At 66.9% G+C, this 8,805-nt stretch carries 7 protein-coding genes; 6 read left to right on the top strand and 1 reads right to left on the bottom strand.

Annotated features, from left to right (window positions below):
- The 4 genes from VFV09_00665 to VFV09_00650 form a co-directional block, all read left to right on the top strand.
- A partial coding sequence (locus VFV09_00665) for a hypothetical protein (GenBank protein ID HEU4866213.1) occupies nt 1-478 on the top strand: 478 nt, incomplete at its 5' end.
- 27 nt (nt 479-505) lie between these two features.
- Nucleotides 506-2,524 carry a sensor histidine kinase gene (locus tag VFV09_00660; protein HEU4866212.1) on the top strand — a complete coding sequence of 673 codons (2,019 nt, stop codon included), beginning with the start codon at nt 506-508 and terminating at the stop codon, nt 2,522-2,524.
- Nucleotides 2,524-3,159 carry a response regulator transcription factor gene (locus tag VFV09_00655; protein ID HEU4866211.1) on the top strand — a complete coding sequence of 212 codons (636 nt, stop codon included), beginning with the start codon at nt 2,524-2,526 and terminating at the stop codon, nt 3,157-3,159. Before VFV09_00660 ends, VFV09_00655 begins: the two co-directional genes overlap by 1 nt.
- 168 nt (nt 3,160-3,327) lie before the next feature.
- A complete protein-coding gene (locus tag VFV09_00650) occupies nt 3,328-4,923 on the top strand; it encodes an MFS transporter (protein HEU4866210.1) in 1,596 nt (531 codons plus the stop codon).
- Nucleotides 4,924-4,968: 45 nt separating this feature from the next.
- On the opposite strand, the gene VFV09_00645 is transcribed toward VFV09_00650, so the two are convergent.
- Nucleotides 4,969-7,017 (bottom strand): tetratricopeptide repeat protein, encoded by a 2,049-nt coding sequence (locus VFV09_00645; GenBank protein HEU4866209.1) that lies wholly within the window; start codon nt 7,015-7,017, stop codon nt 4,969-4,971.
- 160 nt (nt 7,018-7,177) lie between these two features.
- Here VFV09_00645 and VFV09_00640 point away from each other — a divergent pair, with 160 nt between their 5' ends.
- Both VFV09_00640 and VFV09_00635 read left to right on the top strand, forming a co-directional pair.
- Nucleotides 7,178-7,942 (top strand): RodZ domain-containing protein, encoded by a 765-nt coding sequence (locus tag VFV09_00640; GenBank protein ID HEU4866208.1) that lies wholly within the window; start codon nt 7,178-7,180, stop codon nt 7,940-7,942.
- 95 nt (nt 7,943-8,037) lie between these two features.
- A complete protein-coding gene (locus tag VFV09_00635) occupies nt 8,038-8,547 on the top strand; it encodes a YcxB family protein (GenBank protein ID HEU4866207.1) in 510 nt (169 codons plus the stop codon).
- The last annotated feature ends 258 nt before the right edge of the window (nt 8,548-8,805 follow it).

Below are 8,805 nucleotides of genomic sequence, written 5' to 3'. Positions count from 1 at the left end.
AAAGCTCGGGCTAGTGGGATTTGTCTGGTCGATGGTCGCGGTTGCCTACCACTGCTACCTGCTGGTGTACGAGGCTTTTGCCGTTCCGGTGATCGCGCGAACCGCCCGAGCCGAAGAGCTGCTGGGCCCAGACGGACCGCTCGCGCACGGCGCCGGAGCGTTGGGCATCCTGGCAAACCTCTCGCTGCTGGCGTTCCCGGTCTTCGGTATCGCCGTCCTTCGCTCGGGCGTTTTCACCAAAGGTCCGGGACGGCTGCAAATTGCTGCGGTCCCGGGTTTTATGGTGGGCATGGTGCTGGTTGCAGTCACCGGGCAGCCGGTCGGGCCCGAGGCAGACAGCTGGGTCCTGGGCATGCTCCCGGTCACCATGCTCTACGCCCTGCTGTTCGCGGGCTACGCCTGGGCGGGCCTTCAGATGAGGGATCGGACGGCGACCGGGCGCCGGAGGGTTGCGTCCACCACCGCGGTGCGCGTATAACGCAGGGCCGCGGTTAAGGAGACGGACTTGAAGCACTTTGGGGTTGCGGTCCGGGTTGTCTGGTTCGCCGTGGTTTTGGTGCTCGGGGCGCTGTTGGTCGCAGCGCTCCCGGCGCTATTCCTGCACAAGCTCGACCCGTCCCCGGCCGTCCGGGCCGGGATCGAGCAGGCAGGCATCTCGACACCGTTTTACGCCGCCTACTGGACGGTGGCGATGGCCGCCTTTGCGATTCTGTGTCTCAGCGTCGGGATATCGATCGTCGCCCGTAAGCCGGCCGACCCCATCGCCTGGTTCGTCTCCCTGTTCCTTGTAGCTCTGGGGGCGGCGAACGCACCGTTCACCGAGGCGCTGGCGGCGCGCTGGCCCGATCTGGCGTTTGCCGCCACCTTCGGGTTCTTTGTGCTGACCGGGAGCTTCGTGGTCCTGCTGTTCGTCTTCCCCGATGGGCGGCCGGTTCCGAGCTGGAGCGGGCCGGTGTCCCTGGTGCTGGTCTCAGCGGTTTTCCTTCTCCGGGGCTCCGTGGCGGTCCGGCCGACGGAGGCGCTGTTCGCCGTTCTCATCGCAAGCCTCCTGGCGGGGCTTGTGGCGCAGGTCTACCGGTACCGGAACACCGCCGACCCCGACCGCCGGCGCCAGACCCGAAACGTGGGAGCCGCATTTGCGGCTGCCGTCGGGGCTCAGATCCTGGTTCCGGCGTTGGAGCCGGTACCCGCGTTCGCCGAGCCGGGGCTGGGAGCGTTGATCTACGACCTTGCGACGGTCACGGCTATGAACCTTGCGTTTTGCCTGGTGCCGCTCGCCATCGCCCAGGCGATTCTGAAAAGGCGACTGTGGAGCCGAGACGCGTTCATCAACCGGGCTCTTGTCTACGGCGGGCTGACCGCGGTGCTGCTCACCGTCTTCGTGGCCGTCGCAGGCGGGCTGGGCGGGGCGCTGTCGGCGGATCGCAACCTGTCATCGCTGGTCGCCGCCGGGCTGGTGGCGGTGCTGTTTGCCCAGCTTCGGGACCGCCTGCAGCGGGGGGTCAACCGCATGATGTACGGACGCCGGGACGAGCCCTACGAGGTCATGGCGGAGCTCGGGAGAAAGCTGGAGTCGTCGCTGGCGGCCGAGGCGGTGCTCCCGACACTGGTCCGTACGGTGGCCGACACCCTGAGCCTGCCCTACGCTGCGATCGAGCTGGAGGGCGATGCGGTTCCTGCAGCTGCGACGGGCTCCCCTCAACCGGACAACGTGCGGATCCCGCTGGTCTACGGCACGGAGAGGGTGGGAGAGCTGGTGGCCGGCCCCCGTTCCACGGGCACAAAGCTGACCCTGCCCGAGATGGAGCTCCTGCAGAACCTCGCCCGGCAGGCCAGCCCGGCCGTCCACGCGGTTCGCCTGACCCGCGACGTTCAGAGCGCCCGCGAGCGGCTGGTGAACAGCCGGGAGGAGGAACGCCGGCGGATCCGGCGGGACCTGCACGACGGCCTGGGGCCGTCGCTGGCAAGCATGACGCTCCAGGCCGACGCGGCCCGGGAATCGCTGGACGCCGATCCGGCGGAGGCACGGCGCATTCTGGACGACCTCGTGGGGCAGCTGCAGGCGTCGACTGCCGACATCCGTCGTCTGGTCTACGAGCTGAGGCCGCCCGCACTGGACGACCTCGGCCTTTCCGGGGCTCTGAGGTCACACCTGGACCGGGCGGATTCGGAAAAGCTGCACATGCACCTGGACTTCCCCGAGGACCTGCCGCCTCTGCCCGCTGCGGTGGAGGTTGCGGCCTACCGCATTGCCCAGGAGGCAGTGGCAAACGTCGTGCACCACGCCGGGGCAACCAGCTGTTCGGTGAAGCTCAAGGTTGCGGACGAGCTCTTGACGGTCGAGGTCAGCGACGACGGGTCGGGCATCCCGGCCGTTCCGAATGCCGGCATCGGTCTGAGGTCCATGCGTGAGCGGGCACACGAGCTGGGAGGGGAGTGCGTGGTGAGCAACCGGCCGGAGGGCGGCACCAGGGTGGTGGCAATGTTGCCGACCCGGTTCCGCCCGGCCCCCTCCGCCTCCTGATGGACCGGCTGCGCGTCCTGATCTGCGACGACAACGATCAGTTCCGGGCCGGCTTGAAGTCACTGATCGCCTCGGCTGACGAGACCGAGGTCGCCGGTGAAGCCGCCAACGGAAAGGAGGCCATCCGCCAGGCCGAAGCTCTTCAGCCCGACATCATCCTCATGGACATCAAGATGCCGGAGCTGAACGGCATCGAGGCCACCAGGCAGATAGTGCAGTCGAGCCCGCATATAGGGATCCTGATGTTGACGATGCTCGACGACGACGACTCGGTTTTCCAGGCGATGCGGGCCGGAGCCCGCGGCTACCTTCTCAAAGGTGCCCTGAAGGCGGAGATCCTGAGAGCCATCGACGGCGTCTCCAGCGGGGAGGCGATCTTCGGTCCGGCAATCGCCCGCCGGATGATGCAGTACTTCTCGGCGCCCCGGCCGGACAAGCTGGCCGAGGCTTTCCCTCAGCTGACCGACAGGGAGCGGGAGATCCTCCAGGAGCTGTCCGCCCAGAAAACCAATGCCGAGATTGCCCGGACCACGGGCGTCACCCCCAAAACGGTCCGAAACCACCTCTCGAACATCTTCACGAAGCTGCAGGTCGCCAGCCGTGCCGAGGCGATTGCGAGAGCGAGGGACCTTTGAGGTCGGCCCCCTGATCTGACGGCCGCAGTCCAGGTTCGGGCCGCGCCGGTTAGGCTGGTTGCTCCGAACTCGAAAGATCCCATGACCACTACCGCCGTTCCGCCTCCTGTCTCCGCGCCCGTTCCCGAAGTGCCCCAAGGGTTCCGAAAGTGGGTCCCCCTGTTGGTGATGGGGCTCGCAATCCTGATCGTGGTGCTGGACACCACCCTGTTGAACGTGTCCCTGGCGACGATCGTGCGTGAGCTGGACACCGACATCCGCAGCATCCAGTGGGTGATCACCGGGTACTCGCTGACGCTCGCCGCTCTGACCATCACCGGCGGCCGGATGGGGGACATCTTCGGCCGCAAGCGGATGTTCGTCCTCGGCGCCGCGCTTTTTGCCGTTGGGTCGTTTCTGGCTTCGGTCAGCCCGAACGTTGCGACTTTGATCATCGGCGAGGCGGTCATCGAGGGCATCGGCGCAGCCCTCATGCTGCCGGCCACCGCTTCGCTGCTGATCGCCACCTACCGGGGCAAGGACCGAGGGCTGGCGATGGGGATCTGGGGCGGCATGGCGGCCCTCGGCGCAGGCATCGGCCCGGTGGTGGGCGGTTACCTGACCAGCAACTTCAGCTGGCGCTGGGGGTTCCGGATCAACGTCTTCGTCGCGGCGGTCCTGATCGGCGCCGCCTACCTCATCAAGGACGAGCGCAAGCTCACCAAGCCCCAGCTCGACTGGGTCGGCTCGCTGCTGTCGGCAATCGGGCTTTTCCTGGGCGTTTTCGCCCTCATCGAGGGGTCGGTCTACGGGTGGTGGAGATCAATCAAGCCCCTCTCGCTGTTCGGGGTCGGCCTGGCGCCCGGCGGGATGTCGGTAGTTCCGTTCGCGGTGCTGCTCTCGGCGGTTTTCCTGGGCCTGTTCGTCCTGTGGGAACGGCGGGTCACCCGGCAGGGCCGCCTTCCGCTGGTGTCCTTCAAGCTTTTTTCGAACGAGCAGTTCAGGGACGGGGTCGCCTTGACGGGCATCATGTCCCTCGGACAGGTGGGCATCATCTTCAGCCTTCCCGTGTTCCTTCAGGGGGTCCGCGGGCTGGACGCCCAGGCGACGGGCTTCGCGCTGCTCCCCCTGTCGATCGGCCTTCTCCTGATGGCTCCGTTCGGCGGGTACATCAGCCGGCACGTGCCTCCCAAGCGCATCATCCAGATGGGTCTGGTGCTGTCGGCGACCGGCCTCGGGCTGATGTTCAACATGCTGGCCCTGGACACGACTGCCGGCGACTTCATCGTGCCCCTCGGGATCTACGGCCTGGGGCTCGGGCTCAGCATGTCGCAGCTGGCCAACGTCACGCTATCGGCCGTCAACCCGGCAGAGTCCGGGCTCGCATCGGGCGTGAACAACACCGTCCGGCAGATCGGGATGTCACTGGGAACCGCGATCCTCGGCACGATCGTCGTTGCGTCGATTGCGTCCGGGCTGCACGACGGCATCCTGAACAGCGACCGGCTGGACTCCCGCCAGCGGGGGGTCGTGGCGGAGGCTGCGTCGAACCAGGTGAGCGCGATCGAGTTCGGGGCCGACCTTCAATCCTCCGAGCCGCTGACGCCTGAGCAGCACGACGAGATCCGCAGGATTGCGCAGGAGTCGACGGTCGACGCAAACAAGCGGGCCTATCTGTTCACCATCGGGACCACGCTGCTGGCCCTGGGGCTGGCGACCAGGCTGCCCAAGGGCACCAACATCGACAGGCACGAACCGCTGCAGCCGGCGGCGGCAGCGCCCTAGTGCCTTGTCAGCCATACGCCCCCGGCGTCGGCTGACTAGTCGCTGCTAGGTCCCCGGTAGCGAGCTGATCCGGATCGGCTTCGGGGGCCCCGGAGGGGGCTCCTCCGCCTTGGGCGGGTCGATGGGTTCGTCGATAAAGGGGTCGGCCTCCTCGGCAGCGGGAGCCACCGGGACGACCATGGTGGCCAGCTGCGCCGCCCTTGCCTGGTAGCGGGGGTCGGTTTTGCCGTAAAGGGTTTCGGTGATGCGGAGCGACCTCTCCATGCGCTGCCGGGCCCCCGGGATGTCACCGATCGTCTGCAGCAAGCCGGCAAGGCTGGCGAGCCGGGCGGCGACCTTGGGGTGCTCCTCCCCGAACGACGCTTCTTCGATGTTCAGCGCCTGCTCGACGTAGGGCCGTGCCGCGAAGGGGTCGCCCAGCTCCCGCAGGACGCTGGCCAGGTTGGCCATCCGGGTGGCGACCTTCGGGTTGTCCGAGCCCAGGGTCGACTGGGTGATCGCCAGCGCCTTCTGCAGGCACGACTTGGCGCCGAACAGGTCCTTCTGTGCCCGCAGAACGCTGCCGAGGTTGTTGAGCCTGGTGGCGACGCGGGGGTGGTCGGGCCCGTACGCCTTCTGGTCGATGGTCAACGCACGCTCCAGGGATTTGCGGGCCCCGGCTAGGTCACCCTGGGCGCTCAGAACGCCGGCCAGGCTGTTGAGGTCGGTGCTCAAGGTCGGGTGGGCGGGCCCGAGGGCTTCCTCGTGGATGGTAAGCGCCCGCTCGAGGGCGGTCCTGGCGCCGTCGAGGTCGCCCAGGTCGTGGAGCACGCCCCCCAGGTCGCTGAGGTCGTGGGCCAGGCCCTGGTCGTTGGGGCCGACAATCTTTTCGTTGATCTTCACCGCCCGGGCGAGCGCCTCGTGGGCGCCCCGCAGGTCCCCCATGTCCCGCAGAACTCCGCCGAGACCGCTGAGGTCGGAGCCGACCTGCGGCGCTTCCGCTCCGAACGCGGCCTCGTCGGCCGCCAGGGCTCTCTCGAACAGGTCCTTCGCGCCGGACAGGTCGCCGAGGTCCCGGAGCAGCCGGCCCTGGTTGTTCAGGTCCTCGCCGTTGCCCTCGTCGTCGGGAGAGGGGACCGGTGGCGGCATCGGCTCGGTTGCGGTGGGGAACAGGTTCTCGATCCCGTCCTCGGGCGCCTCGTCGACCACGTCGACGGCGAGAAGCTCCTCGTCCTCGGGCTGGTCCGGGCGGGCTGCCTCAGCTGCGGCCGCCTGCTGGAAGAAGATGTCGTCGAACCCGTCGTAGGAGGAGTCGTCTGGTTCCACGACGTGGCGCGGCTCCTGGAGCGACTCCTCGACGTCCCAGGCGTCGGCGGAGTCGTTCAGCAGGTCCATCGACCGGGTTACCTGAACCTCGGTCACCCTAACCTCGGTCTCGACGATCGAGACAACCGCCTCCTCATCGGGCTCGGGAGCCTCCGGCGCGTCGGGCAGCGGCGACTCCTGGAGCTGGAAGGCGGCGGGGTTCGGAGCCGGAGCCGGCGCCGGGGGTTTGACCGGGGGGGCGGGGTTGGTGCTCTTCCAGCCGGACTCCCGCTGGCGCACCGCCGACAGGTCGTTGGGTGTGAGGCCGAGGCTGTTCAGCACCGCCTTCAGCGTCGGGTGGCTGGGCTCGTCGTCCTGGGCCGCCAGGGCCGACTCCAGCAGCGACGGGTCGACCGACACCTCCCCCAACTCGGTCAGCACCCGGTAGAGGTTGCTGAGGTCTGCGATCGACCGGGCGTGAGAGGGCCCGTACAGCGCCTCGTCGATGGAGATGGCCCGCTGGTAGAACGCCTTGGCTGCCGTGTACTCGCCGAGGTGCTCCATCGCACCGCCGAGGTTGGTCAGATCGGTCGCCACCTCGGGGTGGTCGGGGCCCAGATGACGCTCGTGGATGTCCAGCGCCCGCTCGAACATCGAGCGCGCCTCGTGGAGCCTGCCCAGGCCCTGAAGTACCAGCCCGAGCTTGTTGAGGTCGGACGCCACCTGCTGGTGATCGGGCCCGTAGGTGGCCTCGTCGATAGCCAGGCTCTGCTCGAGGGCCTCGATTACCACCGAATCAAAGTTGCTCATTATGACGAGTAGACCACGGAAACCTCGCTGGCCGCTACCCTGGTCACAGTAGTTGTCACACGTCACGGCCGGCGAACCGGCCGGGCATCATCGCTTTCGCGGGACCTTGAGTCCTATAATCGCGACTACAGAGCGCTTAGCCCACCATCCTCGGGGACGAATGAGTCAGCACACCATCGGTCAGCTGCTGAGCGATTCGAGAGAAGCCATTCGGGCTTCGTTGTATCAAGCATCCCAGGACACGAAGATTCGGGTCGACTTCCTGGAATCCATGGAGAACGACGACTTCGAGTTTGTCTCGGGAGGCCTCTACGTGCGCGGGATGCTCCGCTCCTACGTGAGGTGGCTGGGGCTGCCCGAGGACCGGGTCCTCGCCGAGTTCGACCGCCTGTACGACATCAAAGCCGAGACACCTCTCGCCGAGATGATCAGCAAGCCGACCGACGTCGGCCCCAAGGCTCGCAAGCCTCAATGGCTGATCGCAGCCGTATCGGCCGCCTGCCTGCTGCTGGTGTTCTCGGTCATCGGCCTAATCAACCCTTCACAGGAGGTGGCGAACCCACCGGCCGACTCGGTGGCAGTCGAGGCGACTCAGACGGTTGCGCCGCCCCCGCCCCCGGCCAACGTCGCAGCCGCGCCCCCTACAGCGCCGGTCGAAGGGGTCAACGTGACCGTCAACGTGACGGGCGAGAAGTCCTGGATGCAGGCGACCGCCGACGGCGCCGACCCGCCGGTGTTCACCGGGACCAAGTTCGAGGGCGACGTGCTCAACCTGAACGCCAAGGAGAACCTCAAGATCGTCATCGGCAACGCCGGGGCCGTGCGGGTCACGGTAAACGGGCGGGACCTCGGTCCCCCGGGGCAGCCGGGCGCCGTCGGCACCTTTACCTTCACGCCTGAGTCCACCAACTTCGTCGGAGGCTAGTGCCCGCGGTGGCACAAGGCTCGAACCCCTGCGAAAATTGTCTTAATTCATTCCGGTTCTCTGCCGATAGGGAGTACCGGACAAGGGGGAGAAGTTTGGCTATTCCAGAGATCATTTCCAAGCAGATGACCGTTGCGGTCCTCTACCGCTTTTCGCGCCGGGCGTTCACGAAGGCCACACACGCCTCATGGAGGTCCCAGCTGGTCTTCCAGCTCCTCGCTGCGATGATGGTGGTTCTTTTCCTCGCATCGATCTTTGTCGTCAGCCAGGGCGCCAGCGTCGAGGACCAGATGCCGGTCTTCATCTACATGCTTCTGGCCACCGCCTTCTACTTCTTCTACCCGACCATCGCCTTCGCCAGCGACCCCAAGCACCGGATGGAGCTGTTCTTCGAGTTCACCCGGGACGCATTCCGCTACCGTCGCGGTGAGACCGAGGCCACGCTGCCCTGGTCGGCTCTGAAGGCTGCGGTGGAGAGCGGCGAGTTCTACGTTCTCGACCTGCCGGAGAAGCAGAAGGTTGCAGTGCCGAAGTCGGCCTTCGGCGCCGGTGAGGAGCAGCGCTTCCGCCTGCTGGCCGCCACATCGGGTGTGCCCATCCACTAGCTCTCAGCTCGATTCCGAAAAGGACTCCCTTTCTGTGCAGGGAGTCCTTTTCTTTTGGCCGGTTCCGGCAAACGGTGTAAGAAAGAGGCGTGTGCCGGACACTCCCTAACCAGACGGTCAAAAGGAGGATTTGCTGAGATCGAATCGGGAGGCCGGGTTCCGGCAGGTCTACGAGGCGAACTACGACCGGGTCCTGGCTTACTCACTGAGACGAGCCGACCCCCAGGACGCCCAGGATGTGGTGGCCGAGACCTGGCT

Source organism: Actinomycetota bacterium, from assembly GCA_035759705.1.
Lineage (GTDB): Bacteria > Actinomycetota > CADDZG01 > JAHWKV01 > JAHWKV01 > JAJCYE01.
This window is presented reverse-complemented; position numbering and strand designations above follow the sequence as displayed.